General features: G+C 60.1%; 32 protein-coding genes. 8 read left to right on the top strand and 24 right to left on the bottom strand.

Features of this window, described 5'->3' with window-relative positions:
• The 15 genes from R0J92_RS12970 to R0J92_RS12900 form a co-directional block, all read right to left on the bottom strand.
• A partial coding sequence (locus tag R0J92_RS12970) for a hypothetical protein (protein WP_411051965.1) occupies positions 1-4,727 on the bottom strand: 4,727 nt, incomplete at its 3' end.
• Positions 4,728-5,006: a hypothetical protein gene (locus tag R0J92_RS12965; RefSeq protein ID WP_411051964.1), complete on the bottom strand. Its 279-nt coding sequence runs from the start codon at positions 5,004-5,006 to the stop codon at positions 4,728-4,730.
• Between the two features lie 38 nt (positions 5,007-5,044).
• Complete coding sequence (locus R0J92_RS12960) at positions 5,045-5,401, bottom strand: hypothetical protein (protein ID WP_411051963.1); 357 nt, start codon at positions 5,399-5,401, stop codon at positions 5,045-5,047.
• A gap of 3 nt (positions 5,402-5,404) precedes the next feature.
• Positions 5,405-5,848, bottom strand: coding sequence for a hypothetical protein (locus tag R0J92_RS12955; RefSeq protein WP_411051962.1), 444 nt, complete (start codon positions 5,846-5,848; stop codon positions 5,405-5,407).
• A gap of 47 nt (positions 5,849-5,895) precedes the next feature.
• Entirely contained in the window at positions 5,896-6,258 is a 363-nt protein-coding gene (locus R0J92_RS12950; RefSeq protein ID WP_411051961.1) for a hypothetical protein, read from the bottom strand.
• A complete protein-coding gene (locus tag R0J92_RS12945) occupies positions 6,255-6,734 on the bottom strand; it encodes a hypothetical protein (RefSeq protein ID WP_411051960.1) in 480 nt (159 codons plus the stop codon). The genes R0J92_RS12950 and R0J92_RS12945 overlap by 4 nt, the downstream gene beginning before the upstream one ends.
• A gap of 7 nt (positions 6,735-6,741) precedes the next feature.
• Positions 6,742-7,065 carry a phage head closure protein gene (locus tag R0J92_RS12940; protein WP_411051959.1) on the bottom strand — a complete coding sequence of 108 codons (324 nt, stop codon included), beginning with the start codon at positions 7,063-7,065 and terminating at the stop codon, positions 6,742-6,744.
• Complete coding sequence (locus tag R0J92_RS12935; protein ID WP_411051958.1) at positions 7,065-7,640, bottom strand: hypothetical protein; 576 nt, start codon at positions 7,638-7,640, stop codon at positions 7,065-7,067. The genes R0J92_RS12940 and R0J92_RS12935 overlap by 1 nt, the downstream gene beginning before the upstream one ends.
• A 12-nt stretch (positions 7,641-7,652) precedes the next feature.
• On the bottom strand, positions 7,653-8,054 hold the full coding sequence (locus R0J92_RS12930; RefSeq protein WP_106162741.1) for a hypothetical protein: 402 nt from the start codon (positions 8,052-8,054) through the stop codon (positions 7,653-7,655).
• A 71-nt stretch (positions 8,055-8,125) separates the two neighbouring features.
• Complete coding sequence (locus tag R0J92_RS12925) at positions 8,126-9,454, bottom strand: phage major capsid protein (RefSeq protein ID WP_411051957.1); 1,329 nt, start codon at positions 9,452-9,454, stop codon at positions 8,126-8,128.
• Between the two features lie 100 nt (positions 9,455-9,554).
• Positions 9,555-10,478 (bottom strand): S49 family peptidase, encoded by a 924-nt coding sequence (locus tag R0J92_RS12920; RefSeq protein ID WP_411051956.1) that lies wholly within the window; start codon positions 10,476-10,478, stop codon positions 9,555-9,557.
• Positions 10,475-11,761, bottom strand: coding sequence for a phage portal protein (locus tag R0J92_RS12915; protein ID WP_411051955.1), 1,287 nt, complete (start codon positions 11,759-11,761; stop codon positions 10,475-10,477). The genes R0J92_RS12920 and R0J92_RS12915 overlap by 4 nt, the downstream gene beginning before the upstream one ends.
• Entirely contained in the window at positions 11,758-13,425 is a 1,668-nt protein-coding gene (locus tag R0J92_RS12910) for a terminase large subunit (RefSeq protein WP_411051954.1), read from the bottom strand. The genes R0J92_RS12915 and R0J92_RS12910 overlap by 4 nt, the downstream gene beginning before the upstream one ends.
• Positions 13,412-13,810 (bottom strand): P27 family phage terminase small subunit, encoded by a 399-nt coding sequence (locus R0J92_RS12905; protein ID WP_411051953.1) that lies wholly within the window; start codon positions 13,808-13,810, stop codon positions 13,412-13,414. The genes R0J92_RS12910 and R0J92_RS12905 overlap by 14 nt, the downstream gene beginning before the upstream one ends.
• 154 nt (positions 13,811-13,964) lie before the next feature.
• Entirely contained in the window at positions 13,965-14,345 is a 381-nt protein-coding gene (locus tag R0J92_RS12900) for an HNH endonuclease (RefSeq protein WP_411051952.1), read from the bottom strand.
• A 145-nt stretch (positions 14,346-14,490) separates the two neighbouring features.
• Here R0J92_RS12900 and R0J92_RS12895 point away from each other — a divergent pair, with 145 nt between their 5' ends.
• Together R0J92_RS12895 and R0J92_RS12890 are read left to right on the top strand one after the other, a co-directional pair.
• A complete protein-coding gene (locus tag R0J92_RS12895; protein ID WP_411051951.1) occupies positions 14,491-15,024 on the top strand; it encodes a hypothetical protein in 534 nt (177 codons plus the stop codon).
• Positions 15,024-15,248 (top strand): helix-turn-helix domain-containing protein, encoded by a 225-nt coding sequence (locus tag R0J92_RS12890; protein ID WP_411051950.1) that lies wholly within the window; start codon positions 15,024-15,026, stop codon positions 15,246-15,248. The genes R0J92_RS12895 and R0J92_RS12890 overlap by 1 nt, the downstream gene beginning before the upstream one ends.
• A gap of 103 nt (positions 15,249-15,351) precedes the next feature.
• Here R0J92_RS12890 and R0J92_RS12885 read toward each other — a convergent pair whose 3' ends face one another.
• The 4 genes from R0J92_RS12885 to R0J92_RS12870 all read right to left on the bottom strand — a co-directional run bounded on the left by R0J92_RS12885 (position 15,352) and on the right by R0J92_RS12870 (position 17,682).
• Positions 15,352-16,020 carry a hypothetical protein gene (locus R0J92_RS12885; RefSeq protein ID WP_411051949.1) on the bottom strand — a complete coding sequence of 223 codons (669 nt, stop codon included), beginning with the start codon at positions 16,018-16,020 and terminating at the stop codon, positions 15,352-15,354.
• A complete protein-coding gene (locus tag R0J92_RS12880) occupies positions 16,017-16,601 on the bottom strand; it encodes a hypothetical protein (protein ID WP_411051948.1) in 585 nt (194 codons plus the stop codon). Before R0J92_RS12880 ends, R0J92_RS12885 begins: the two co-directional genes overlap by 4 nt.
• Before the next feature lie 179 nt (positions 16,602-16,780).
• Positions 16,781-17,419 (bottom strand): hypothetical protein, encoded by a 639-nt coding sequence (locus tag R0J92_RS12875; protein ID WP_411051947.1) that lies wholly within the window; start codon positions 17,417-17,419, stop codon positions 16,781-16,783.
• Positions 17,419-17,682 carry a hypothetical protein gene (locus tag R0J92_RS12870; protein WP_411051946.1) on the bottom strand — a complete coding sequence of 88 codons (264 nt, stop codon included), beginning with the start codon at positions 17,680-17,682 and terminating at the stop codon, positions 17,419-17,421. The genes R0J92_RS12875 and R0J92_RS12870 overlap by 1 nt, the downstream gene beginning before the upstream one ends.
• A 92-nt stretch (positions 17,683-17,774) precedes the next feature.
• Between R0J92_RS12870 and R0J92_RS12865 the strand changes: the two genes are divergently transcribed.
• Positions 17,775-18,245 carry a hypothetical protein gene (locus tag R0J92_RS12865; RefSeq protein ID WP_411051945.1) on the top strand — a complete coding sequence of 157 codons (471 nt, stop codon included), beginning with the start codon at positions 17,775-17,777 and terminating at the stop codon, positions 18,243-18,245.
• Between the two features lie 8 nt (positions 18,246-18,253).
• Here R0J92_RS12865 and R0J92_RS12860 read toward each other — a convergent pair whose 3' ends face one another.
• Entirely contained in the window at positions 18,254-18,577 is a 324-nt protein-coding gene (locus R0J92_RS12860; protein ID WP_411051944.1) for a hypothetical protein, read from the bottom strand.
• Entirely contained in the window at positions 18,574-18,795 is a 222-nt protein-coding gene (locus R0J92_RS12855) for a helix-turn-helix domain-containing protein (protein WP_411051968.1), read from the bottom strand. Before R0J92_RS12855 ends, R0J92_RS12860 begins: the two co-directional genes overlap by 4 nt.
• Positions 18,796-18,891: 96 nt before the next feature.
• Here R0J92_RS12855 and R0J92_RS12850 point away from each other — a divergent pair, with 96 nt between their 5' ends.
• The 5 genes from R0J92_RS12850 (at position 18,892) to R0J92_RS12830 (ending at position 21,435) form a co-directional block, all read left to right on the top strand.
• A complete protein-coding gene (locus tag R0J92_RS12850; RefSeq protein WP_411051943.1) occupies positions 18,892-19,197 on the top strand; it encodes a helix-turn-helix domain-containing protein in 306 nt (101 codons plus the stop codon).
• Positions 19,198-19,456: 259 nt separating this feature from the next.
• Positions 19,457-19,726 (top strand): hypothetical protein, encoded by a 270-nt coding sequence (locus tag R0J92_RS12845; protein WP_411051942.1) that lies wholly within the window; start codon positions 19,457-19,459, stop codon positions 19,724-19,726.
• 445 nt (positions 19,727-20,171) lie between these two features.
• A complete protein-coding gene (locus R0J92_RS12840) occupies positions 20,172-20,453 on the top strand; it encodes a hypothetical protein (protein WP_411051941.1) in 282 nt (93 codons plus the stop codon).
• Positions 20,446-21,132: a hypothetical protein gene (locus R0J92_RS12835; RefSeq protein ID WP_411051939.1), complete on the top strand. Its 687-nt coding sequence runs from the start codon at positions 20,446-20,448 to the stop codon at positions 21,130-21,132. The genes R0J92_RS12840 and R0J92_RS12835 overlap by 8 nt, the downstream gene beginning before the upstream one ends.
• 45 nt (positions 21,133-21,177) lie before the next feature.
• Positions 21,178-21,435, top strand: coding sequence for a pyocin activator PrtN family protein (locus tag R0J92_RS12830; RefSeq protein WP_168611870.1), 258 nt, complete (start codon positions 21,178-21,180; stop codon positions 21,433-21,435).
• A gap of 393 nt (positions 21,436-21,828) precedes the next feature.
• Here R0J92_RS12830 and R0J92_RS12825 read toward each other — a convergent pair whose 3' ends face one another.
• From R0J92_RS12825 to tcmP, 3 genes are all read right to left on the bottom strand, one after another.
• On the bottom strand, positions 21,829-22,047 hold the full coding sequence (locus R0J92_RS12825; protein WP_411051938.1) for a hypothetical protein: 219 nt from the start codon (positions 22,045-22,047) through the stop codon (positions 21,829-21,831).
• 22 nt (positions 22,048-22,069) lie between these two features.
• The gene (locus R0J92_RS12820; RefSeq protein WP_411051937.1) at positions 22,070-23,602 is read right to left on the bottom strand and encodes an anti-phage dCTP deaminase; all 1,533 of its coding nucleotides are present in this window, start codon (positions 23,600-23,602) and stop codon (positions 22,070-22,072) included.
• A 465-nt stretch (positions 23,603-24,067) separates the two neighbouring features.
• The gene (gene tcmP, locus R0J92_RS12815; protein ID WP_411051936.1) at positions 24,068-25,201 is read right to left on the bottom strand and encodes a three-Cys-motif partner protein TcmP; all 1,134 of its coding nucleotides are present in this window, start codon (positions 25,199-25,201) and stop codon (positions 24,068-24,070) included.
• Positions 25,202-25,211: the final 10 nt, after the last annotated feature.

The raw sequence follows: 25,211 nt of genomic DNA, 5'->3' as shown, positions 1-25,211 counted from the left end.
CGCACCACCTGCCCCTGCGCCACCACATGGCGGGTCAGATCTTCCACCCCCTTGGCCAGCGGGCGATTGTCGAGCATGGCCACCGACTCCGCGTGGCTGTGAATGCGCGAGGGGCCGGTGCTCTCGATCTCCCAGCCCCGCTCGCCGACGATCCGCGCACCGCCCTGATGCGCGCCGCCCCGGGCAAAGGCCGGAATGCCGCCGAGATCCCGGATCTGCGCCCTGAGCTGCTCGACCTGCGCCGCATTCTGGCCATAGCGCCGATTATAAGCGCCGATCTGTGCCTCCAGCCCCTCGGCCCCCCGAAAGGCCGCACGGAACCCGGCCAGATCTGCCCCTGCCCCATAGGTCAGGTAATCCGCATCATAGAGAATGCGGCCAGACACATCCGAGAGCCGCAGCTCCGCATCCCGCCCGCCGCTGCGGGTCAGGCTGACACCGGTCTGGCGTTCCAGTGCCTCGATCTGGCTGACGATCCCTGCCGCCTCACTGCGATCAGACAGGCCATCGGCCAGTCCCTGGCCTTGTGCCTGCAGGCTGGCCAGCTGGACCTGCGTCTCACGCGACACCCGATCCGCATCGACCGCCGTGCGCAGCTCCCCCAACATGCCCCGCAGCCGTTCCATCGGTGCGCGCAGACGTTCGGTCTGGGTGGCCAGATCGCCAAAGACATCATCGGCCTCCAGCACCACACCGCCGCCAAAGGTCAGCCGGCCACTGCCATTGCCATCACCAATCAGCCCGGCAATCTCGGTGAGCTGCGCCACGGTCTCTGCCCCTGTCCCAGTGAGCGCCACATTGATGCGCCGTGACAGGTTTGCCGAGCGGGTCAGCACCAGCGCACGGGTCTCGGGGTCGAGATCTCGGCCCAGATCCAGACGCAGGCTGCGACGCACGTCTGCCGCCGCCGTCAGCGCCAGCCTGCGGGTGGCCTCATCGAGATCCTCCCCCAGCACCAAGTCCAGCGTTGCCACATGCTGAGACAGGGCATGGGTGGCAATCCAGCGATCCGCCGCGCTCAGATCATCGCGCCGGAGGATGAAGTCCAGCGTGGTGCGAATGCCGGTGTCGGCCTGTTCCACCAGATCGCGCAGCCAGACCGGGGCGTTGTCATCCAGCGTCACCGCCACATCCAGCGCCCCCACCAGATCGTCATAGCTGAAGGCCTCGGCAGTCTCGATGGCGTCCTGCAGGGCGGAGAGTGAGCCCTCAAAGGCTGACACCGTGCCATCCCAATCCGCCGCCAGCGCCTGCACCCCCTCGCTCAGCTCCGCCACCTGATCACCGGTGAGGCTCTCCAGCTGCAGGAAGTTGCCCAGCGAGGTCAGCACCTCGATCTGCTGCTGATAAAGACCGGCCAGCACCTCATCATTGCCTGCTTCCAGATCGGCAATCCCCGCCGCATAGGTGAGGCGACCCTGCACCTCGGCGGCAATCCGGCGATACTCAAGCTCCGTGCCTGCGGTCTCTCGCGCCCGGCGCAGAAAGGCGCGGGCCAGCTCCGGCAGGTCAGCTGCCGCGTCCACATCCCCCGCCTGCACCTTGGCAAAACCTGCATCCATCCGCGCGCGCAGGATCGCATCAGTCTGCCCGCCGCTGGCGGCACTCAGTTCTGTGCTCACGAGATCCACCACAAAGCCGCGCAAGCTTTCTGCGGTACGCCGCCAAGCCTGCGCCGCATCGCGCGCCTCTGTCACCATCTGCTGCGCGGCCTCGATCTGCACGCCAATCTCGCCGCCAATCTCCGAGGCCAGCCCCGCCAGCTCTGCGGTGAAGGCCCCGATCTGCGGCAGCACATCGCCAAGTGCCCCCGAGAGACGCAGCAGATCCGCATAGAGCGCCTGCCCGCCCTCGCTGGTCAGATCGAGGCTGTCCACCAGGGCGCGGAAGCCATCGCGCGAGGTGGGCATGGCGATGCCAAGGGCTTCAAACTCTTCCTGCAGGCGGCGCATCAAGACCTCGCTGCGCTCTGCTTCGGTGTAAAAGCCGCTAAAATAGCTGGAGATCGCCACCGAGAACGCGTCAGAGCCGCCAAAGGCCTCGACCAGATCAGAGGCCAGATCGGCCCCGGCCAGCGAGACATCAAAGGCGGCACGGCCCAGAAGATCCATGGCGTCATTGACCGCCACCAGGCTGCCCGACAGGCGCGCCAGCGTCTCCGAGGCACTCTCCCCGCTGCGGGTGAACGCATCGGTGCCCAGGATCAGATCCGCCATCTGATTGGAGGCCGCTGCCATGTGATCCGCGATGTCCTGCTGAATCTGCTCCTGCGTACGCCCCGAGGTCATCACCGAGAGCGTGTAGCCCTCGAAGTCCGCCAAGGCGTCAGAGCCAAGCCCCAGCGCATCCGACATCGACAACAGCCCGGAGGTGATCCCCGCCACCTGCTGATCCAGCGCCGCATCCAGCCCGCCATCAAGGGCGCGATGAACGTTCTTGTCACTGCGGAACAGGCCGCCCTTGTAGAAGTCCCGCGCATAGCCATCAAAGCCGTCCGCCCCCACCGTGCCCTCCAGCGCGGAGAAGGCGAACTTGCGGCTGAAGGCCTTCTTCAGAAGTGCGGCACCACCAAGCACAATGCCAAGCGCCGGGAGTGCCGCGCCGATGGCGCCCAGCCCGCCAGACGCGCCGGAGAGCAAACCACCAAGGTTGGCAAAGCTCGATCCCAGCCCACCACCGGAGAGCACCCCGCCAAGACCAGATCCCAGCCCGCCGAGGATGCCACCGCCGCCCAACAGGCCGCTTGCCCCCTGCCCCAGAATACCGGACAGCAGACCACCACCGCCCCCGGCACCGCCGCCAAAAAGCCCACCGGCGGCACTGGCTGCAGAGCCCGCCCCCGAGAGCGACAGCCCCAGGGCGATGCGGATCTGGCTCTTGGCAAAGCTGGCCGCAAGATCCGCGAGACCCCGCTTGGCCGCGTCTTTAATCCCGTCCCACATGCTGCGGAAGTTGCGCAGACCACCTGCGATCCAATCGCCGAAGGAGCGCGCCACGCCATCCACTGCCGAGGACAGCGGCCCGCTCATCTCCTGCCCCAGATCCTCTGCCGCCTCGGTGGTTTTGGACAGTCCCCCTGCCACGCCACCGCCGGATCCGTCATCCAGCGTCTCGCCGAGACCATCCAGCGAGCTGGCAAGCGCATCCGCGCTGTCGTCGCCTTCCGACAGCTCAGAATTGGCGCTGTCCATCTGACCGGACAACCGCCCCATCGCCGCCCCTGCCTGTTTGAACCCCTCCTTGAGCTTGCCACCGGCTTCCTTGCGCAGCCGGATCATCCGACCCTCAAGCGTGCTGGCAGCAAGATCAAGCTCCATCACCTTGTCGATGGCTCCGTCAGAGGCGTCGCGCAGGCGTTGCTGCACATCCGACAGGGCCGGAATGCCGTGCATCCCCTCCGACAGCGTCCACAGGAAGTTGCCCCAGCTCAGGGACAGATCCTGCACCATGCGGGTGAACCCCGCCTGCACCCGCGCCCAGATCGCCGCAAGCGCCGGGCCAATCGCCGTGGCGCTGGTCTGGATGCCCTGCCAGACGCCCGCCGCAAGATCGCCAAGCGCGCGCAGCGCCGCGCCCCAGCCACCGGTGGCCACCACCAGCTGATGGAACTTCATCGCCAGGTAGCCCGCCCCCACCACCAGCGCGCCAATGCCGGTGGCAATCACCGCTCCGCGCAGCAGCAACAGCCCCCGCTGCAGGCCTTTCATGGCAAGGCTGGTCACCGCCGCCTTGGTCGAGGTGGCCCCAAGTGCCACTTCCAGCGCAATGGCCGACTTTGCCGCCGCCGCAAAGCGCAAGGGGGCCAGCGCCACGGTCGAGATCACCCCCGCCATCGCCACACCCAGCGGCGCGGCCACCTTCAGCACCAGCCCCAGCGCCAGCGCTGCAGGCCCTACCGTGCCGACAATCAAGGCGCTGGTGGCGATGAACCGTTTGGTGCCCTCCGACAGACCGTTGAACCAGGTCGCCACATCCGCCACCCGATCACTCAGCCCCTGCAGCGCCGGCGCCAGCGCGACGGTCACCTGGTTGGCCAGCCCCCGGCCCGCAAGGCTCATCCGCGACAGCGCGTCATTGGTCAGCTCGATCTGATCCGCATCCACCTCGGAGATCGCCACGCCAAAGCGGTTCACATCCTGCGCCGCCGTGCGCAGTGCGGCGCCATCCACGCGGGTGAAGATCAGGCCGGCGCGACTGCCAAACAGCTCTGAGGCCACCGCCGCGCGTTCCGCCTCCGGCACATACTCCGCCAGGGCGCCCTGGATCTGTTCCAGCCGCTGATCAAGCGGCAGCGCCTGCAGCGCGCCGGCACTCAGATGCAGCCGGTCCAGCGCCTTGGCCGCCGCCCCGGTGCCGCCCGCCGCCTGGCTCAGGCGTTTGGTCAGCTGGATTGTCGCCTGCTGCACCTCGCCCATGGAGACGCCCGACAGATCCGCCGCCCGCTCCAGCACCTGCATCGAGGTGACGGTGGTGCCCAGCGACTGCGCCATCTTGGCCTGCGCATCCACGATTTGCAGGCTGGAGCGCACCGCCATGGTGGCGGCAGCCGCCATCGGCACCGTCAGGCCAAGCGCCATGCGCCGCCCCGACCGTTCCATCCGCCCGGCCAGCCGCACCATGCGGCGCTCCACCGTGCCCATGGTGGCCTTGGCCCGCTTCGCGCCCGTCTCAAAGGCGGCGGAATCCATGGAGAGCACGCCCCGCAGCGCGCCAATAACTGCCGACATCTACGGCCCCTTTTTACTCTCGAAGTGCATGTTCATCAGACCGGCGCGCAGCTGTTCCAGCTCCTGCGCAGGGTCGGTTTTGCCGCGGCCCTTGCGGCCCGCGGCTTTGGTAAAATCCGGCATCTTCCTGGGATTGTGGAACGCGTGACTGACCAGCACGCCAAGCTCCTGGTTCAGCACCCGGCGCGCCGCCACCTGTGCATCCTTGGCCCGGATCCGCGCGCGGGTGATGAGGTCGTATTCCTTTAAGGTGACCGCCTCAAAACGCTCGTGGTGCAAGCCCAGCTCACACCACGACGCAAACAGCGCGCTCCAGTCTACGCCCCCGCCGGGGGGCTGGCCTTTCCCGCTGTCTTCTCCCCGTCGCCCTCGCCCGAGGGCGGCGGGAAGGCCTTGGCGATGGCATCGCCCACAAACGGCACCACTTGGCGTGCGCCACCGGCGGCATCGACCAGGGCAATCGCCTCCTCGCGCGCAACCCCGGCGCCATTGTCGAGCCCTGCCGACAGCGCCGAGACCAGCAGGCGCACGCCGCCCTTGCCCTGGATCAGATCATCCAGCAGCACGTCAAAGGCCTTGCCGTTGTTATCTTCTTCAAAGCGCATCAGCGCGCCGGTGGTGAAGCGCAGTTTATGGGTGGTCTTTCCCTGCTTCAGAGTTGCCGCTGCAATCATCGATTACACCCCCTTGGTCCAGTTGATGAGCCCGGTGGGGCGCAGTTTGAGATCCGTCATCAGATCTCCCTCATGGTCGACCGAGGGCACCGAGGGGTTCACGAAGGCCTTGTAGGCAAAGACATCCCCCGTGGTGGCCTGACCCTCCATCATTGGCAGCTTCACCCGGAAGAACACCGGCTTGCCGGAGGCCTTGTAGCCGGCGGCCAACTCGTAAAGCGCGGCGGAATAAAAGCAGCTGAGCGTCAGCTCGCTGGTATCCGTGAGGCCCACGCCCCATTCGCGCGACCGACCGGGGCTGTCGAGCGAGGTGCGATCCCGGTATTCCGGGTTTTCTTCGGGGATCCCCACCGTCTTGCACCCCTTGATGACGACAAACGTCGCCTCTTCTCCATCCGGGGACCATTCAATGTCCGCCAGATCGCCTGCGATGACATTCTCTGCCATGGCTCGTCCTTTCATATTGTTTGGGAAGTGCCGGTTGCCCGGCCAGATCAGGCGCGGTAGCGCACCTGCACATCCAGCATTTGCAGCCGGATCACATCACCGCCGGTCTCCTGTGTGGAATCCCGCCGGGAGAGTTCTTTGATGCGGATCACCGATCCGCCGCGATAATCGGTGAGTGTCTGCGAGACCAAAGGCGCAAGCTCGATCACCTCATCTGCATCATCCGAATAGAGATTGACCTGCACCCGCGCCGTCTCCACGTTCGAGCGTCCCTTCAGGGAATAATCGGTCAGGTTGGAGATCCGTTGCAGTGTGATACGCGGGAACCCCTTGGCGTCATCAAACCCGCCCCAGACAACCGCCGGCGTGAATGATAAGAGCACGGCACAGAGATCCGTCTCCATGCTCATTTTGCCACCCTCGCCGCCTTGCGCCGCGCGCGTTCCAGCGACTTCTCGATTTCATTCCAGACCTCACGCCGCAGCGTTGCCAGCATTACCGTTGTCCCGACATCCCAGGCAGGCCGCAGAAACGGACGCGCGGGCATCGCCCCGGTCGACCGCCCCGTGGAGGACTGGACACGCGGCCCGGTGCCGAACTCATAAAGATGTGCATGCGGCGCACCCTCCCCATTCGGCTGCACCGGCCCCACATAAAGCACCACCTTGCTGCGCCCGGTATCACCGCGCGCCTCTTTGCGCTGACGGGCAGTCAGCTTGCTGGTCACGGCGACGGTAAACGGAGACACACCGCTCGCCAGATCCGCCACGGGTTTCAGGCTTTTCTTCATCGCGCGGCGCATCACGCCCTTTGCGGTACCCCGCGCCATATCCGCCAGCGCGCGCTCGATGTCGCCCGCGCCTTCGATCTTCATCTTCACCGACATGTCGCCCTCACTGACTTTTCAGGGCGGTGATCTCGATCCACCGCCGCCGGCCGATTTCCTTCGTCCCGGTGATTTCCCAATCCACCCCATTGATCCGCAGAACGTGCTCGGACGTGATCGCCGCAGCGCGCGCGGAATAGCGCAGCACAAAGCGGGCATCGGCCTTTTGCTCCACCGCCCCCGCCCGCCAGCGCTCACCGTCTGTAAGCGGCTCATAGCTGGCCGGAACCGTCAGCAATTCGACCTCGCCCGTTTTCCGCTTGTTGCCGGTGGCCGTGGTCTCAGTCTGCCGCGCAAGCACGGTCACCACGCGATCCAGACGCCTGCCCATCACTCCACCTCGCAAGGGCGGCGATAGCGTGCCTGCTTCATCAACAGCCGCACCCCAAACGAGAGCTGCGGCGGCTGCTCACCATCCACGGCGATGCCCGCTTCAAACCATTCCTTTGCCAAGAGAAAGATCGCCTGCCGCAAACGGGCCAGCGTGGGCACATCCGCGCCGCCCACCGTCGCCTGCACCCGCAGAAGATCACCGCGCACCGAGCGACCGGCCCAACTGCCACCCAACACAAGCTGCGGCTCATCATGGGCCTGTTGCACCCATGCACCCGCCAATGGCTGATCGAGCCACCCTCCAATCCCGTCACTGATCGCGAGGCCCGTCAGGTCCGTGACCGGCAGCACCGGAAACCACCACCGGACCCAAGCACCACGGGTCACGATGAACTCGACAGAGCGCGGCGTCAGCGGGCGACCGGTGGCGGTGGCGACCACCGATTCCGCCGTTTCCAGAACAAGGCTCAAGGCGGCATCGTCATCCAGATCTTCAGCAGCGATATGAACCGACCGTTTGAAGTCCTCCAGGGTCACGCCCGCCGGGATTTGCCCCTCTTCGATCACCCGCATAGTTCGCGCTCCTTACGTTTTTGCGCCCTGTTTTGGCGGTGTGCCTGCGCCTTCCTTCGGCAACGCGCTTGCGGGCTTTTCCGTCTTTTTCTCCAGTGCGGGTGGCGTGTTTTCAGCTTCTGCAGCCAGCGCCGCTTCCCGCGCCGCAAGCGCCTCTTCGCGCGCCTTCAGGTCGGCGTCGCGCGCATCCAGCTCGCCCCCCTTGGTTTCGAGTTCTGCACGCGCATCGGCGATCATCTGTTCGGCAGCGGTGGTGTCCACGCTCAGCGCTTCGACGGTCTTGGAGGCGTCCGGGTCATAGGGTTTGCACACGCCCTGCGGCCATTTTGCGATGGTTGCGGCATCAAATCCGGCGACATCGCCTTTGACGTAGCGGCCATGAGTTTTCAGAAATTCAACGATGAGTTTTGCCATATCAGCAGTCCTTGTCAGAGTGGGGTAGGACCCCGGCGCGCGCCGCCGAGATCAGGAGATCAAAGTGCGGATCAGAGCGACCAGCCGACGCCGTTCAGACCGGCAATGGCCTCATCATGCGCAGGGGCCATGTCGTGTTCTGCGATCGCGCGCATCAGGGTCAGATCATTCTGGAAGGCCGACACGGTATCACCAGACTGGTTGACGTAAGCGGCCTCCGTGCTTGACCCGAAGGTGATCTGCATCGAGTCACCGATCATGATCTCGGCAAAATCCGCGAAGTAGATCTCGGTCTCATCGCCACCCGCACCGAGATTGTCGGGGATCTGCGAGGTGGTGCGGATCGGATAGCCATGCAGGGTGCCGCTGTCGTCAATGGAGGGGAACACCTTGAAGCCATTGGGCCAACGCAGGCTTGCGAGGAAGTTCTTGGCCGAGGCCCGCATGATCCAACCCGGCGAGACCATGGCCACGTTGGCATCCTCAACCCGGCTTTTGATCCGGCGGATCGCCGTTTCGACCACGGCAGGATCCGTCCCCGCTACGGCGTCCTGCCAGTTTTCAGCCAGCGCCCACTGGCGCAGACCTTTCGGCAGATTGCCAGAGCCATCAAAGCGCAAAAACGCCAGGTCATTCTTCAGGCCCATTTCCATGATGATGCTATCGCGGGTCAAAATTGCGATGGACGCGCTGGAATGGCGCAGCAGAGAATTGCCAACCGGCACCAGCGAAGTTAGCTTGCGGAACTTCTCTTCCACCTTGTCAAACGTCGGCTCGCTCTCGACCATGGCAGCGTTTTCCGCGCCATAGGCCGCCGACGCTGGCGTGGCCTGCCGCGCGTTGCGCAGCTCACCGGCTGGCATGTCATGCACGCGCGCCCCGGAGGCCCGCACCGTCACGCGCGGTCGCAACAGCCCGATGACCTGCTGCGCTTGCGGGCGCGGCAGTGTCACGCCACCGGCGCTCTCGGACGCACCGGACAACGCCGCCGAAATTGCGCTGTGACCGTCCTGTTCCAGCCGCGCCGCCGCGCGATCCCGGTCACCGCGTGCGTTGATCAGCGCATGCGCCATGAACCCGACTTCAATGCCGTCATGTTCCGGATCTTTCGCCGCAGCAGGTGCCTGCGGTGTCTCAGTCGTGCCGCTTGCACCGGTCGCGCTGGTGTCGAGTTCGGATGTGGCGGTGGCCGCTTTGGCGCGCTCAACCGCTTCGGCCCGCGTCACCTTGACCTGCAGCGCCTTGAACTCGCCCTCAGCGGTCTCGAAGGCCGCAACCGCCGCCTCCAGCGCACCGACCTCCGCGTCGTCCTGCGCCTCCAGGTCTTCAATGGCCTTCGCCTTGTCGCCCATGGCGTCCGCCGCAGCCTTCAGCATGCGGCGCAGATCGTTGATGTCCATGTCGTGTCTCCTTTTCACATGGAAAGGCTGCACATGCGCAGCCCAATTGGCCTCGCCGCGAATGCGCGAGGTGTCCTCAGCCCAAATTGGCCAGAGAGTGTCAGAGAGAGGCGTGCGCCCGTGCCGTGGCGGCGCGCGCCATATAGGCTCGCGATGAGGTCGCCTTCTTCGGTGCGTACAAACCAGAAAGGCGCGCAATGAAGTCCGGCAGCGTTTCAATCTGGTCGACCAGTCCACGCGCAACGGCATCGCCGTTCCAGAAGACATCGCCGCCTTGTTTAATGTCGTCGCTGCGGCTCATTCGCCCCGGCAAATCCTCGGCAGCAATCCCGCGCCCCTGCGCCACGGCGGCCAGGAACTCCGCTTCCATTTCATTCAGACGCACCATGGCCGTGGCCTGCCCCGCGTCAGAAGAGAGATCCGGGCGCTTGGCGCCTGCGTGCTCCGAGGTCAGGATATAGAGCTGATTGCCCGCCTCACCCGGTTGCACCGGCTGATAGGACGTCAGCATGGTCCCGACAGATCCAACCCAGCTGCCGGGGGTGGCGCTGATCTCGGTGCATTGGCTTGCCAGCCAATAGCCCGCCGACGCAGCCAGCGGATGCACCAGGGCATGCACAGGCTTTGAAGCCGCACAGGACCGGATCGCCTCGACCGCCGCCTGCACGCCGAGGACAGACCCGCCGGGGGTGTCGAAGATCATCACCGCCGCGCGCACCTCATCGCTCGCCGCCAGTGTCGTCATGGTCTCGGCAACACCGTGATAATTGGACCAACCGAGGAACCCCTCCAGAATGCCGGAGTTCGGGGTCAGCGCGCCGCGCACCGGGACATAAGCCACGCCGCGATGCACCGCGTATCTTTGGCCGCGTTCGATGGACACGCCGACATCGGCCAACGCCTGGAGGTCCGTTGAGGCGTCCGGGGCCTCGGTTGGGATCTGCTGGTTCAACAGGCCCAACCCCGAGTCATGAATTGACAGATCCGCGCCGTGGAACAACGCGCCGATAGTGGCTCCGCTCATTCGTCTTTCCCCTTCTTTGGTTGGGTGTCATCGCGCGTCATGTTCGGCGCGGGGTTCAGCGTTTCGCCGCCCTCTACCGGCTCAAGGCCAATCTTCCTGCGCCCTTCGTTGGGCGTCATGAACGGCCCGCCGATAGCCTTGTTCATGGCCTCGTTGCGCTCTTTGATGGTCGGCTGCAGGAGTGCATCGAAGTCATGGCGCAGGAAGAACTCCGCCTCGCGTTCGCTGCGGGTCAGCACCGCCATCGCCATGGTCTGCTCTGCCAAACCGGACCAGTGGAACAGGCAATCGGTCAGGTAGTCGATGGCCTGCTGCTCGCCGTTGGCCTTCACGCCAAATTCCAACATCTGCAGCTTGGACGGCGGCATGCGGTAAATCGCGGCCAGCTGCTCCCGGTCGAACTTGCGGCTCGACAGCAGCTCCTGATCCGCCGCTGTCAGATCGAGGCTCTTGATGTCATCATCCGGGCCCAGCACGGGAACACCATCAGAGTTTGGATTGCTCAGATGCTCCTTCAGGCGGCGCGCATTGCGTCTGCGATCCTCGTCATTCTCATAGGAATCGCCCATCTTCATATACGCTTTGGCATGCGCCCCGGAGAGTGACCGCGCAGCAGACTCCTGACCAGCAAAGGCCAACCCCACCGTTTCCGCAGCCACCTGCAAAGGCGACCGACCCGTCCAGCCATCCAGCGCCATATAGCGCAGATGCACCATTGACCGGCTGGCAACACGGCGCGCCACACCGGCCCCATCGGTGAAGTCATAGAACCGATCCCGACCTGCTTTCAGTGGGGTACATCCATCCTGATCTACCAGCTCGATCAGCTCCAGCTCGCCACCGCCATCACGCGGCCCAAAGGCAAAGCCGTTGCCGCGCAGCGCCCAGGCATAGACCAGCGCAAAGCGCATGACCTTTGCAGGCACCCCAGGCGAAGCCTCCACGTTCAACAGATAGTTGGCCGGATGATCACGCACGCGAACCTCCTGACCGTCAGCGTTGCGCTGCCACAACTTCAGCGGCACCTTCGACAGATCCCCGGCGATATTATTGCAGCAGGCAAAGACAGTGCCGTGCTGCTCGCCGCGCTGTGGCGTCACGCGCGGCAGCTTGGTGGAGAGTTTCGAACCCCCACCCCAGCCGATTTCGGTCATCCGTGGCTGCGGGTTGGCGGTGCCAGAGGTCTCCACCTCCGCCGCCGAAGCCATCACCGGCGGCTCGACCCGCGCCCGCGCCGGCACCGACGCCCCGGCGCGGCTGATCTCCAAGCCCAGCAACTTCATACCACTTCGACCTCGCGTGCTTTGCGTTTCTCTTCTCCGACCTCGGCGCGCCCCAGCGCCATGATCGCCGCCACCGCCGCATCAATGCGCCCGGTGGATTTCTTCTTGTTCGGTTTTACGTTTTCGGCGGCGTCCTCATCGCGGTGGACATTGCCCACCTGCCAACCCAGCACCGGATTGCCTCCGTGCCGGATCTTGTTTTGCGCCACCTTTTCCTCGAACCGCTTCATCGGGTTCGACATCGAGGCATAGCCCTGCCGATGCTCGACCATCGGGAACCGCCGCTTGTCCAGCTTGTCCGCCAGGTACTTCATGCCCCAGGGATCATAAGCGACCTCCTGCAGGTCGAAGTTTTTCCTGATCCACTCCAGTCGGTTGGCGATCTGATCTTCATCAATCGTGCCGCCCTTGTGGATCTCCAGCCAGCCCTGATCCCGCCAGCCGACATATTCCCGTTTTTCCGTCTGCGCCCGCTGGATGAAGCCTTTCGGCCCCTCCGGCAGGAACGTGTAAGTGATCAGATAGATCAGCCCATCCATCGGCACCGCGACCACAATGGCCGTGGTGTCGATCTTGTTCGACAAATCCAGCCCCACCCAAGCCTTGCGCCCGAAGAGCATCGCCGGGTCAAACGGCGCCGAGGCCATGCCATGATCCCAGACATCCGGCGCAATCCACGACTGCGCCCCCTCGGTCCAGAGATTCAGGTGGAAGCGCCGAAAGTTCGGCATCTTGCCTGCAATCGCCAGCGCCGAGCGCAGTGTGGCCTGCATCGCCTCCTGCTTTTTACTGATGCCAAGGTTGGGGTTTCCCATCGCCCAGGCAATGGGATCGCTGGGGTCACAATCCGCCGGCGGCTCCGCCACAAAGCCAAAGAACGCATCATCCTCGACCTTGCCGCCCAACACGCTTTCCGCGTAGCCGCGGATCTCACCGCAGAGCGAGTTGCGATCCTGCCCCGCCGTGGTGATCACCCAGTCAATCGGCTGGTCCCGCGCGATCATGCTTTCCACGATGGTGTCGGCCAGTTCGCGGTCGGTCCAGCGGTGCATTTCATCACGGGCCAGGAATGACGGGTTGATCCCGTCCGAACTGTCCCCGTCCCGGCTCAGGCAGGCGATGGAGCCATCCGTGCGCGGCGTCTCAATCGAGGTGCGCCAGACCTTCATCATCTGCCCCAGAAACGGCGAGCGCTTGATCATGCGCTTCATTTCCTTGAACAGCAGCCCCGCCTGGTCCTTGGTGGTGGCGGCGCAATATCCCTGCGGCGCGGCCTCGCCGTCAAAGAGCTGCGTGAACAGCATCGGCACGCCGGTGTCGGTGGTCTTGCCGTTTTTCTTGCCCACCTGGTGATAGGTGGACCGGAACCGCCGCAGTCCGGTCTCGCGATGTTTCCAGCCAAAGACAGATCCGTGCCGAAACTCCTGCCATGGTTCAAGTTTCAGCGGCTGCCCACCCATCGGGCCCGTCGTGTGCTGCAGCATCCCCGCCCAGCGAATGATCCGGCTTGCCGCCTCACAATCGAAGTAGAGCCCGCGATCCGCGCCGGTTTCCAGATCCATCAGGTGCCGTTCGCAGGCCATCCGCACCAGATCGCCCGCGATGATGTCTCCCTCTACAACCCCAGTCGCATAGCGCGAGACCGGGTGATCAATCGGTTCCATTGAGCATCTTCATAGCATCGTCAAAGAGATCGCCTTGGCCCTCTCCCGACAGCCGCAACGCATCAACCGGCGATAGGCCAAACAGTGCCGAGTCCCGCCGCATGCCCGCCATCGCTTCCTGCTGGATGCCCCAAGCCGCCCTTTTTTTCTGCTGAACCCCGTTCCGGGTCTTGGTTTCATAGTACAAGCCCTCCAAAGCGAGGCAGGCCGACGCCGCCACGAAATTGGCGACACAGGTGCAATAGCTTGCAAACTGATAGGCATAGAGCGCATCGAGCCGATCCTTTCGAACCAGTTCGGGTGCAAGCGCATCCCAAACTTTCCGGGCCTCATCCTCCAGAAACTCCGGCGCGTCAGGGACAGGCTTCTGGATGTCGTCTTTCATGGGAACGACGTTTTGCAGGTTCGGTTTTTTCCCTTTCATCCCGCTTCCTCCATGGTTGATTAGTGGGCTTTTTTCCTCAATTTCGCGCGCACAAAAACAAAGGTATCACCGCCGGTTTAGGACATACCCCGCTCAGTTTTGAGATACCCCCCGGTCACCCGTGGAACACCTCGCGCGCAGTCTTGCGGCTGTGGCAACGATGACAAAGCGCCTGCCAGTTCGACCGATCCCAGAACAGTTTCCGGTCACCCTTGTGCGGCGTGATGTGGTCGACGTCCGTTGCCGGCTCGATCACGCCAAGCTCTCCGCAGTCCGCGCAAAGCGGATGGTGGCGCAGGAAAGCAGCGCGCGCCGCTTTCCATTTCGGGTCGGCATAGAGCACCCGAGCCAGCACTGCTGCTGGCGAGGTCTGCGCCTTGGCCCGCCGCGCCTTTAGCTTGTTTTGCCGCGCCGCTTCATGCCGTTCGCAATGCGACAGCCCAGGCACAGCGAAGTCCTCACAGCCCGACGTCACACAGATCTTCAATCGCGCCATGAGGCATCCATTCGTCAAAGTGCAAAGGGGCACGCACGTGAGATGCGTGATCAAAATCAACATCCATCAGCAATTGTTTATTGCAAAACGATAAGAATCAGTACAAATGCGATAAGCACACAACAGCAACTCTATGAGGTTTCACATGAGCGAAAATCGCTTGTCCCGCTTATCTTGGTGGCTACACCTACTCGCCACGCTCTTTGTCATCGGCATCGTCACCAGCGTCGTGGTGGTTGGCTTTCTGTTTGCGACCGATCCCAACGCCGTCGAGCTTACCGACTTCCAAGTGCCTGCAGAGAACATCGTGGTCGGCCCAATGTTTTGGTTGGGCTTTGCCATCAGCCTCATTCCGACTGGCTTTGCCATCTGGGCAATCCTGCTGCTGCGCAGGCTGTTCCGCTGCTACATGGCGCGCGAAGTTCTGACAGCTCACTGCGCCACATTGATCAAGAAGAGCGGCCTTGCGCTGCTGATCATGGCAATACTGCGCATCGTGCTCCAACCTGTTGTCACGGCTTTGATGAGCTGGTCGGCCCCTCCGGGAGAACGTATGCTCTCGCTAGGTTTTGGGACGCAGGACATCAACTTCTTCTTTGTTGCCGGCCTATTGGTGGTTATCGGTTGGGCCATGAATGAGGCGGCAGGTGCCGCAACAGAAAACAAAGCGTTCGTGTAATGGAAGTCGTTGTCAGGTTGGATGTCGTGATGGCACAGCGCAAGGTGAGAGGTCGTGACCTTGCCAAAGAGATCGGCATTACCGAACAAAACCTGAGCCTGCTCAAATCAGGTCGCGTCAAAGGTATTCGCTTTGATACTCTTGCCAAACTATGCGCTGCACTAGACTGCCAGCCCGGTGATTTGCTTGAGGTTGTCGATGCTACCGAGGCGCAACCGACCTAAGCGACATCATGAAAGACATCGCAAACGAAGTGCGCCCGGAGCAGGATCTCTGCACCGGGCGCACGTTGGGTGACTGCAATATGTCAATTGGGCTAGGATTTCGTCAAGCGGTTTTCTTCCATGGCGCGCTTGGAGGCATCACGTTCGTCACCACATGAGCGGTTAAGTGACTGATCTGAAGAGCCGATTTAATCTCCAGAAGTGCTGACCACCATTCCAGATATCCGCGCCGCATCGATGCGATCTCGCGCGCAGTTGGACGGATTTCGATTGGAGAGTAGAGCACCGGCTCCATAGCGATACTGCCATTGCGCTTGCGGCGGGGATGACTGGGCCACCCCATCGAACCGAGTTCCGCCGCATCTGATGTCCGTGCCCGCGTGCCATGCCGGTTGGTCGTGGTCGCCATGGGGCGCACCTGCAACTCACTCTGCCATTCAGGAGCCCGACCAGACCGCGCCAGCTCCGCAATCCAGATTGCCATGCGCCGGCCACCGCAACCCTCCGGCAAGACAGCCAAGGTGCTGGCCACGATCTCCGCATCATGATGCGCCGAGGATGTGCCGCCACCCTGAACCCGGCACCCCAGCCGCGCTTGCTCCATCAGGATGTACTCCATCCCGACACCGGGCTTTGCTCCGGTTTCGCGCTCGATCTCATCAAAGTCTATGCCGACCTTCTCGCGTTGAAACGCCCACTCGATGATTTCCAACACCGAAACAGATCGTTTGGTCGCGATGCCATGGGCGCCGCTGCGTATCGTAACCGTCAAACCGCACCTGCCTCTGCGACCAGAGCCGCAATCCGCTGGCATTTATCCTGCGCCTGACGCCGTGCCTTGCGGAAATTCCAATCCGCATCCGACAACGTCCCACCCCGCGCGACCCGCTCATCCTGGCGGACAATCTGGCGGCGGGCATCCTCGGCCTTGGAGCGGATCTGGTTAAGATCATAGTCCCGCGGCCAGATCCGCACCCGGCGCAGATGACCCAAGAGCTCTGGTGCCCAGCCCTCCTTCAGCGCCGCTTGCCCCAGCGGATGCGCAAACACCGCCCGGAACAGCGGCGACGCATCATCCGGCGGTGGCTGGATTGCCGCCGCCCATTGCAGGATCTTCGCAGCAATCGGGAACTGATCCTGTCCCTTGCCGCCCGGCATGCTGGCCACCTGTTCTGCGAGCGCCGCGAGGTTCAGATCGTTCATGTACGCCAGCTTGCCGCAGAGGTCCGTGATCATCACATCAAACCGCGCCACCGTCAGCTTGCTGGGCTTAGCAAGCCCAAGCCGCACCAGCGGCTCAATCAACAACTGCCGAACCCGCACCGCGCCTGCCGCCTGTTCCTTCGCATCCATCTCTGCACCTCTTTTCTCAGCAAATCCGAGTTATCCACAGCCACCGAACCCGAACGGTCCCGCGACTGTCCTTCTGTTTTGTTATGTCTCTGTCTCTGTCCCTGTCGTGCAGGACAGTCTGAGACTGTCCGAGACTGTCTTGAACTGTCCGCCGGACAGTCTTGGACACTGTCGGACAGTTATCGGACAGAGCCGGAGCGCGCCTTGCCGAGGTCGAACATATGCGTCGACCAGGACCGCATGGCGCGCTCGATCCAGCTGGCGTTGCGGTATTCACAGCCCTCCTGGACCAGCCATTCGTCCATCCAGCGAATGGCGGCGTCGTTCTTCGCCAGCTCGGCGTGATAGCCGGCCACCGTCATGCGCAAGCGCTGCAACCGCTTGGCGGCATTGGCCGCTTCATGCTTGGCGCGATTGTCTTCCTTGCGCGAAAGCGCCTCGGTCAGTGACCTGAGCACCATCGGATGCATGAGCCGCACCTCGCCGCCCTCGCAAATGCAGGGCGTCCACTTGTGCAACGGCCCGTAATCCAGCTTGCAAAGCGACCGAAAGTGCCCCGGATCAGCCAGCAACAGCTTTGCCAGCGTCTCAAGATCCTGCGGCACAGTGCCCACCGGCGTCTGGTCATAAGCGATATTGATCAGATCGAAGTAGAGCGCCCGGCACTCCGGCGTGCCCTTCAGCCGCATGTCCGAGTTCAGCCAGCGCCGCCGCTCCCACGCCATGAAATAGTGGCTATCGAGCCGGTCCTCGATGCCGAGCGGGTATTCCGGCAGCTCCTCGGTCGAAACTGGCTGCAATCCAACCGCGCCCAGCATCACGCTGCCTCTCCGAACAGAGACGACAACTCATCATCGATTGCATCGATCAGCTGCGGGCCGTTGTCGACCGCATGGCTGCGCGCCATCTTGCGATAGCGTCCAGACCAACCGCGATAGCGGCAGATCTGGGAACAAGTCTGCGTTGATGCGCCGGTGAACGTGGCCATATCCGCCAAGGTGCATTCCCCGGCGCTGTCCTCGATCAGCCACCAGATCTGATAGGCGATCCGCTCGATACGCGGTGAAGTGATCTGAGCCATTAGTGCCTCCCCCGTCCATTGGTATTGTGCCGGGAAGAAAGCTCTCTCAGTATTCCATTCAGATCAGCATGTGCATTTTTGAGGAACTTATTTTGGACACGAATACAATCACAGATACCCTCGAACTCGCCGAAAGCGGCCTGAGGGCGACGAACTCCGTCTTCAACATCGCGGGACGCATCAAGAGCCTTTTCCAGTCGCCGCAAACGGGTAGCGACGAAGAGATGAAAGCCCTGCTTTCCGATCTGACATTGCAGGTGGCTGACGCGAAGCTCGCGAATGCGGAATTGAAGGACAAGCTGACGCAATTGCTGGAGGCGCACAGCGCAGAGCAGCGCACGCTTGCCGAACTTGATGGCTACCGGATCACGCAGACCGAAGCTCGCGGCGTTGCTTACGCTCCAAAGGATATTCCAGAAGATCATCCTGAGTTTCATTTCATTTGCCCGAATTGCTATGAAGATCGGAAAAAGGCCATTCTTCAGACGCAGGGCCCTAAAATGGTCTGCGGGCGTTGCGCGACCACAGTGCAGAGGTGGTTTCCGGGAACAACGGTCGTCTAGCCTTTCCATCAAGCAGCCCTCCTCAGTTCATCCTGAAAGAATGTCGCCGCACCGGGATCGGTCAGGATCATCAGCAAGGCGGTATGGCTGGCCGGCGCTGTCACCGCGCCCCACCAGTTCAGCGCGGTCTGGAAAGACACATCGCAGAATAGCGCCACCTCGCGCGGGCTATGAAACCGCGCGTGGAAATAGGCCGACCAAAGGTCAGGCGCGCTGACCTTCAGCGCATATGGATCAAACTGATTTGACCAAGACGCTTGGTCAGCTGACGTGCCAGGCTGGTCGCATGGCACATCATTGTTCACGATCAGGGTTAGACGCGGGCGGCTCATGCGGCGGTGCCCTTGTCTGTGTCAGCCATGCAAGGCTGAACCCAAATATGGGGTTTAACCGCACCATTCGTTGCGAACTCAATCCGAATAGCCAGTGCAAGTCCTGGCTGCTTATGGCCAGTAGACAAGCGCGAAATCACCCCTTGGGTCACACCGACCCTCGCGGCGAACTCAGATTGGGTGATCCCCGTTTTGTTTAAGTACTCAGAGAGGTTCATCATGGGCGCAATATTCCTGACACGAATATGCCAGTCAAGAATATTTATTCCCGAGGGTGTTTTGCCTCCCCATCAGACTAGTGGGATATTAGCTAGATGAGCGCGACAAAGACACTTCGTCAGCTGAAGGGCTGGAACCAAAGCACCCTTGCGAAAGCAGCGGGGCTGGAGCAATCGACGATTTCCAAGATCGAACGAGGGTGGGATGGAGCGACCATTCGCAGCATGAAGCTCATCTCACAAGCGCTTGAAGTCCCACTCTACCAGTTATTTTCGGAAGAGCAGGACAGCTCCGAGCTCAAGCTTATTGAAGTTTTTCGGAGCCTGTCTGAGGAACGCCAACAGGGTTGGCTGGATATGGCGCAGTCGGTACTAGACCGGAATCAAACAAAGCCTGAATAAACTCATCCAACTGAGCTTGGTTCATTTTGCCAAGCGCGAGCCTAAATTTCTCTTCTTTCATGGTACTTCCTCGACCCTCCCACCAGGGTGGCATGAGTCCGCTTGTTCGTTTTGTGATGTCAAACTCTCAGCACTCACAGCGTCGAGAGCATGAAGAAAGCCCTCTGATCAATAACTCAATAGTCCTCACAGGACTATTTATTCTTGACAGACATATTCCAGACAGGAATATTACCCCCATCAACCGATGGAGGATTGAATGCAAGACATCACCAAGACAGCCCAGCAGATCGCCGGTTCGCCCGAAGATCACCTGAACGAAATCCACCTGTTCACATCCGCTTGGGCAGCGATGAAGGCAGCGCGCGGACAGGGCTTCAACCCTGCCCGCCTGCGTCCCCAGCACATCATCGAAGGGCCAGCGCCCTCACCGGAGCCAACTGACATGGTTCTGGATCGCGTCGGGCACCGGGTTCGCGAAATCATGCAGGACCGGGGCATCCAATCACATCGTCGCAATGCGGCGTGAGGCAAGGCGCAACCGAAACGGTCCACCGTTCCTAGCGGCCAACATGGCTCATCTAGGACAGATCCCACGGGCACCGCCCAACAGCCAATAACAGCACCACTCACCACATGGGTTTGAGGATTGACCATGTGGTTCTGTGCAGAGGTTTCGCACCCGTCTTGCGGTGCGGATCAGGCGCGGGCGGCTCAATCCTCCAAATTGCCCACCGCCCGCGCACCATAACGTCCCCGATCACGCGGCCTGAAACTGGCCCGTGACGAACTGGCCGGAGCTTCGGCTTCGGCCCTTTTTCTTCAGCATGAGGGCAGTCACCCCGCCCAAGCCTGTGGAGCATCCAATGCCATGTCCGAACTCTGAAACCAGCTTCCCGTCCGGGGCGCGCGCAAGTTCCACCACTCACGCAACCAACAAAGAGCGCGCGCCCATCCCGTCGGAGACCTCAGATTTGATTGGAACAAAGCTCAGCAACTCGCCCGCGCAACTGGCGGGCATTCTCTGCAATGATCCGCAGTTCCAGAAGTTTGCTGCCATCCGAAGCGGCCTTCCAGATCAGCAGATCAACGCCAGCGCTGCGGCCGAGTACCTGCGCACGGTCTGCAACATCATCACGCGCCGCGATCTCGACTTGCGCGGCGAGGCTTACAATAAATTCAATGCTCTACGCACTGACTTTGATGCGTGGCGCGGACGGATCGCAGCACCGCGGGAAGGCTCTCACAATGGCTAAAGCACTGGTTGCCTGCGAAACCAGCGGCATCATGCGCCGCGCCCTGGCAGCGTTGGGCCATGATGTCTGGTCCTGTGACATTTCCCCCGCCGAAGACCGATCCAACCGCCACATCATCTGCGACGTGCGGGATGGCATACTGCACGAGGGCTGGGATCTGCTCGCGGTGATGCACCCACCCTGCACCCGCCTCTGCAGATCCGGGCGGCGCTGGATGTCAGGACCAGGCAAGTGGACCCACCCGAAGAAGCTACCCAGGGGGCGGTCATGGGCGGAACTGAAAGCTGAATTCGAGCTTGGCGTGGATATCTTCACGGCCTGCTGGCTCGCGCCCATTCCCTGCCGCGCTATCGAGAACCCGACAATGAACGACCTCGCCCGCGATCGCATGCCTGCGGATCTGCCGGCGCCCGATATCGTCCAGCCCTTCCAGTTTGGCGATCCCGCCTACAAGGCGACCGGATGGTATCTCGATGGCCTTTCACCGCTGCGAGAGACGAACCGCCTGCCAGAGCCGGAACGACTGTCCGCAGAATGGAAGCGCTGGAACCATGTGCATCGCATGCCACCCAGCCAAGAGCGCGCCCGCCTCCGCAGCCGATCATTTGAAGGCATGATGAACGCCGCGGCCCGCCAGTGGGGCGATGAAGCGGACAGGCACCGCTCTCTCGCCGCCTAACTCCCGCCCCAAATGACACACACCGTCGCGACATCGGAGACAAAGATGGAAACTGCATTCTTTCTGATGGCCCAATATGGTCAGCCCGTCATCCCGGTTGATCGGTTGGTGAAGGACTATTTCAGCCACCTCACACTGCGGAGCTTCTTGCGCAAGGTAGACGAGGGCAATCTGCCTATACCGCTAGTGCGTATGGAAGACAGTCAGAAAGCTACCAAAGGCGTCCATATCAACGACCTTGCAAAGTATCTCGACGATCAGCGAGCAAAGGGCCTTCGGACATTCAACCAGATGTACAGCTGAGCCAATGGCCGCAGGAAGCACAATCACGACATTCACATGAGGCGTAGCTAGAGTTTTCCTGCATGCGCGAAAGATTTCACGAGAGCCGGCTTTTATGTCTGCTTGGATCGGCTAATCAAGCTTCGCTCCGCGCAAGTTGCAACGTTTGCAAGCTCAGCCTACTGGTGTGTTCAAGCTGGCATATTCTCCACGCACACTCCGCAGTGCGCCGTCATTCGCTGCTCGATTAGATTTGAAAGGCTCGAATAGGCACCGTAGTTATGCTTGCTTTCTTCTTCCAATTCGACTGAGACATTCGCCTATGCAACGATTTGACAGGGAATGTCGACCATACACATTGACTTCTGCTAGGTACGTCTTTCCGAAGGATTCATCAGCGACCCGCGCATTCGGTCAACCTTCCAGAAGGTCGTTCGCGATTTCACTGGTGTCAAAAATACGCGCTTGGCGCACCTTCTCTAAGACCTGCAATCGATACCGTTGTTGACGAATCTGATCCAGAGAGACGACAGAACTCGGCACAGTACATACCGTACCTAAGGCTTCGGATGAACTCTCTGCGCATGGCAAGGATTTGAAATCAAAGGATAATTGCTCATCACTTGTGGTCACATCAATCTCCCCTTCAAGCCCTCTACGCGAGGGATGCGATTACGTACTCTTCGTACTTTGTTGCAGCATCTAACGGCATCACGAGCCGAGGCAAAGCATTTTTTGTGTCACCAGGTAGGAACGAACCTCGCTCTCCCTTCCTTTCACGCTCAGATCTGAAAAACTTCAGATAGTTGCGTGGCGAAATGCCATCGAACTGGCGAAACAGCACCTTATCGACTCTTTCAGCAGGGTCCTCGGAGATCGCATCATTGTGCAGGGTGATAGCCATACTTTTTAAGTATGGCTCAATATATACGACTTCCTTGATACCAGCAGCCACGATGTGTCGAGCACAATTGTGGCACGGATAGGTATTGGTGTAGAGTGTAGCTCCTACAAGCGAATGTTTCCCCTCTCTGGCCACCGAAAGTATAGCTTCCATTTCCGCATGTATTGACCTTGAAAACTCGATCAACGCATCGACGGGGGAACCCATTAAGGACGTTCGTATTTCTTCAATTTTAGTTCTACTCTTCACATAACTTGAATCGGCAATAATCTCCGAAATCTTATCAACAATGTCATTACGGGTGCTTTCGTTGTGGCATTTAAAGCCGTCCCAAGCGTAGCAGCGATTATCAATATTTTCAAATTGGCGTTGATCCTCGTCATAGAGACCGCCTCCAAAACGTGGCACATCGTTCCAACCTAAACCTATAAACTCACCAGATTCTGAAACGATTGCAGCTCCCACTTGCCTCGACAGGCACGCGGAATTCCCCGCAATCGCATTGGCTTTGAACATTGCGGCTTCAGATTTCGTCGGAGTGTTGACTCCAATATCAAAACAAAGATCCGTTAAACGTCTCACTTTCCCTTTAAGGGCATCTAAATCACTATCATTCGAAACAAACCAGTCTGATTTGGTGAATATTTTTCGTGTTGCCTGCCCAAATTGGTGCTTTTCACCAAGATCTTTCTCGAAAAGGACCCCAATGGCTTTCGGATCCATAAGGGGGACATCAAGCCTCTTGGCTCGTTGACTGTCTGGCGCAAATACACCCACAACAACCAAAGTATCTCGATAGATACTGCGAAGGAGCTTCAACTCTTCAACATTCTTGATGGAGTCGATAATATAAGCATTCCTCTTTGGAATAATGTTTCCATCGGAGTACCCTCCGAGAGAGGTTCTAAGCTTGTGTATTTTTTCGATTACACGCTTAATCAGATATTCTTCTCCGAACCTTTCTCGTATCGCATTCCCGGCTTCCTGAGATCTCTTTAGGTAGCCCTGAAAGTTAGATCTTTCTGGAATATCAACTCCGACCAAAACAGCACTTTCGCGAATAATTTCTGAAACAGTGATAACTTCGGGGACGGTATATTCATATCTGCTTTGAAGCTCGGATTTGATATGCGTCGCAACTGTTGTGCAGCCTGATCCCACAGGCCCGACCATGGCGAATACTAGTTCTTGGGACAGACGCTCATCAATCGACCTAGCTTTGGGAACGTTGCTAGACCCTGATTGCTCAGTCGGCAGTTCTGATTTCTTGGAAGGTAGTGTCAAGCCCGATCCTCGTGATTATCACATTTATTCTTTTGTCTCAATCCTCACATGTCCCATAGAGGTCGGTCAATCTGATTCTGCTTCGGACATGTCAGAGAGCTGATATTGGTTCGTTTACAATGCCGCACCGCGACCATTGCCGACGAATCCTTTACATTGAGGTGATTCAATTTTCGTAGACGAAGACAACGGACGCTTTTGTACTTATAGTTCGTCACACAAAAAGGGCGGCGCGTGATGTGCGAGTGGAAGACTATGGTCAACGCGGCGACCACTTGTGGATGGGTTTCTACAACGTAACCTCGCGAGGAGGCGTGCTTCACCATCATCAATTGCAGACTTGCGTCAGAATGGGAGCGGACAGCCCAATCCGACCGTACCTATCTTTCGACCAGTCGGGGAGCGGAGGTTTTCTGCGGCTGAGAAGTAGTAGTTGACAATGTCAGAATATCGACATTCAAAATTCTACTCGACGCTCCTAATAAGATCTGTCTCAGCAGGTTTTTTCTTACGTCCATCCCGCCAGTCCTCCGCAATTTTTCCCCGAGAAGTCAGGCCAACCAATTTGTCTTTGAGTTCAGTTCGACGGAGATAGAGGTCTTGCTGAACGAGAGCAGATAGCTGATCAAACTTTAGGCCAGCGGGGTGCTGGGCGAGCAGCCTAAGTAGCTCGCCGTCCGCTCGTTCTAAATGGCTCATTCGCGTTCTCAGGTACGGCCCGGTGACATCCAACTGTTCACCTATTCTTCCGAAAAGATCATCTTGCGGGGGTTGCTTCTTGTTGAAACGCTGGCGATCATAATCTGACAAAGCCTGAAACTCTGCTGTACGCATGGTCTCCATACCCATTGGATGGTTGGTTGCGAACGCCAAGTTGAAGTGAATCTGTTCTTTGTCCGGGTTGTGAATGGGAGAGAAGCCTGCAAATCGATAGCCTAAGTCTGCACGTAGCATCTTCAGGTATTCTGCTTCAACGTCCTTAATGCCGGCACCGGTATCTAGCAAATACTGAGCTCGCTTTGCACCGACGAGCCCTACAAGAGCTGCTTCTTTGTCTGAATGATCGCCTGTAACAAAGCGTTCCATGAACGAGCGCATGAAGTTTACAATGATCTCGCTAGATCTGTTGCCAAAAAGTTTAAGAGCGGACGGGGGAAACCCTGTATACCCTGTAGGATCAACAAACAAAAGTTGGTAGGTATTACTCGCAGCTTTTCGGATTGCGATTGCGTTTTCTGAGAACTCTCCCTGGAACGTTTTTATCTCAATCAATGGAAATTCACCTCGAGCTCTCGCGATAAATTCTTCAAGGCGAGCATATGTGCAGGGGTCTTTTTCATTGAAAATGCATCTGATCTGAGGTGCTTGTGACGAATGCCCTCTCGCCTCGGCGACATCAGAGAGGGTGCGAAGCGATATCCCAATCGAAGTGTCCGACAAATTTTCGGTATCGGCGTTTTTCCATGGCCCAGAAAAGCCATCTATGAAATCTATGCTTTTCCATGCCGAAAGTATTTTGTTGGAAAATGGCTTTAGATACCTTCTTAAAATATCATGCTTAGCGTGGCTCTGCTCGCGCCCATTGTACAAATCGCTCAAATCGAATCCT

This window comes from Tritonibacter sp. SIMBA_163, from assembly GCF_046535935.1.
Taxonomy (GTDB): domain Bacteria; phylum Pseudomonadota; class Alphaproteobacteria; order Rhodobacterales; family Rhodobacteraceae; genus Epibacterium; species Epibacterium scottomollicae.
The sequence above is the reverse complement of the archived record's forward strand: the minus strand, read 5'-3'. Positions and strand labels throughout refer to the sequence as shown.

Bases quoted from the DNA above. Each gene is read 5' to 3' on its own strand.
- R0J92_RS12940 (WP_411051959.1), bottom strand. From the start codon at position 7,065: ATGGGCAGGCGTCTGGATCGCGTGGTGACCGTGCTTGCGCGGCAGACT.
- R0J92_RS12945 (WP_411051960.1), bottom strand. From the start codon at position 6,734: ATGTCGGTGAAGATGAAGATCGAAGGCGCGGGCGACATCGAGCGCGCG.
- R0J92_RS12950 (WP_411051961.1), bottom strand. From the start codon at position 6,258: ATGAGCATGGAGACGGATCTCTGTGCCGTGCTCTTATCATTCACGCCG.
- R0J92_RS12955 (WP_411051962.1), bottom strand. From the start codon at position 5,848: ATGGCAGAGAATGTCATCGCAGGCGATCTGGCGGACATTGAATGGTCC.
- R0J92_RS12925 (WP_411051957.1), bottom strand. From the start codon at position 9,454: ATGGACATCAACGATCTGCGCCGCATGCTGAAGGCTGCGGCGGACGCC.
- R0J92_RS12935 (WP_411051958.1), bottom strand. From the start codon at position 7,640: ATGCGGGTGATCGAAGAGGGGCAAATCCCGGCGGGCGTGACCCTGGAG.
- R0J92_RS12900 (WP_411051952.1), bottom strand. From the start codon at position 14,345: ATGGCGCGATTGAAGATCTGTGTGACGTCGGGCTGTGAGGACTTCGCT.
- R0J92_RS12835 (WP_411051939.1), top strand. From the start codon at position 20,446: ATGGCTAAAGCACTGGTTGCCTGCGAAACCAGCGGCATCATGCGCCGC.
- R0J92_RS12855 (WP_411051968.1), bottom strand. From the start codon at position 18,795: ATGAACCTCTCTGAGTACTTAAACAAAACGGGGATCACCCAATCTGAG.
- R0J92_RS12860 (WP_411051944.1), bottom strand. From the start codon at position 18,577: ATGAGCCGCCCGCGTCTAACCCTGATCGTGAACAATGATGTGCCATGC.
- R0J92_RS12895 (WP_411051951.1), top strand. From the start codon at position 14,491: ATGAGCGAAAATCGCTTGTCCCGCTTATCTTGGTGGCTACACCTACTC.
- R0J92_RS12915 (WP_411051955.1), bottom strand. From the start codon at position 11,761: ATGAAGTTGCTGGGCTTGGAGATCAGCCGCGCCGGGGCGTCGGTGCCG.
- R0J92_RS12850 (WP_411051943.1), top strand. From the start codon at position 18,892: ATGAGCGCGACAAAGACACTTCGTCAGCTGAAGGGCTGGAACCAAAGC.
- R0J92_RS12910 (WP_411051954.1), bottom strand. From the start codon at position 13,425: ATGGAACCGATTGATCACCCGGTCTCGCGCTATGCGACTGGGGTTGTA.
- R0J92_RS12905 (WP_411051953.1), bottom strand. From the start codon at position 13,810: ATGAAAGACGACATCCAGAAGCCTGTCCCTGACGCGCCGGAGTTTCTG.
- R0J92_RS12845 (WP_411051942.1), top strand. From the start codon at position 19,457: ATGCAAGACATCACCAAGACAGCCCAGCAGATCGCCGGTTCGCCCGAA.
- R0J92_RS12880 (WP_411051948.1), bottom strand. From the start codon at position 16,601: ATGGATGCGAAGGAACAGGCGGCAGGCGCGGTGCGGGTTCGGCAGTTG.
- R0J92_RS12890 (WP_411051950.1), top strand. From the start codon at position 15,024: ATGGAAGTCGTTGTCAGGTTGGATGTCGTGATGGCACAGCGCAAGGTG.
- R0J92_RS12960 (WP_411051963.1), bottom strand. From the start codon at position 5,401: ATGATTGCAGCGGCAACTCTGAAGCAGGGAAAGACCACCCATAAACTG.
- R0J92_RS12870 (WP_411051946.1), bottom strand. From the start codon at position 17,682: ATGGCTCAGATCACTTCACCGCGTATCGAGCGGATCGCCTATCAGATC.
- R0J92_RS12875 (WP_411051947.1), bottom strand. From the start codon at position 17,419: ATGCTGGGCGCGGTTGGATTGCAGCCAGTTTCGACCGAGGAGCTGCCG.
- R0J92_RS12920 (WP_411051956.1), bottom strand. From the start codon at position 10,478: ATGAGCGGAGCCACTATCGGCGCGTTGTTCCACGGCGCGGATCTGTCA.
- R0J92_RS12930 (WP_106162741.1), bottom strand. From the start codon at position 8,054: ATGGCAAAACTCATCGTTGAATTTCTGAAAACTCATGGCCGCTACGTC.
- R0J92_RS12830 (WP_168611870.1), top strand. From the start codon at position 21,178: ATGGAAACTGCATTCTTTCTGATGGCCCAATATGGTCAGCCCGTCATC.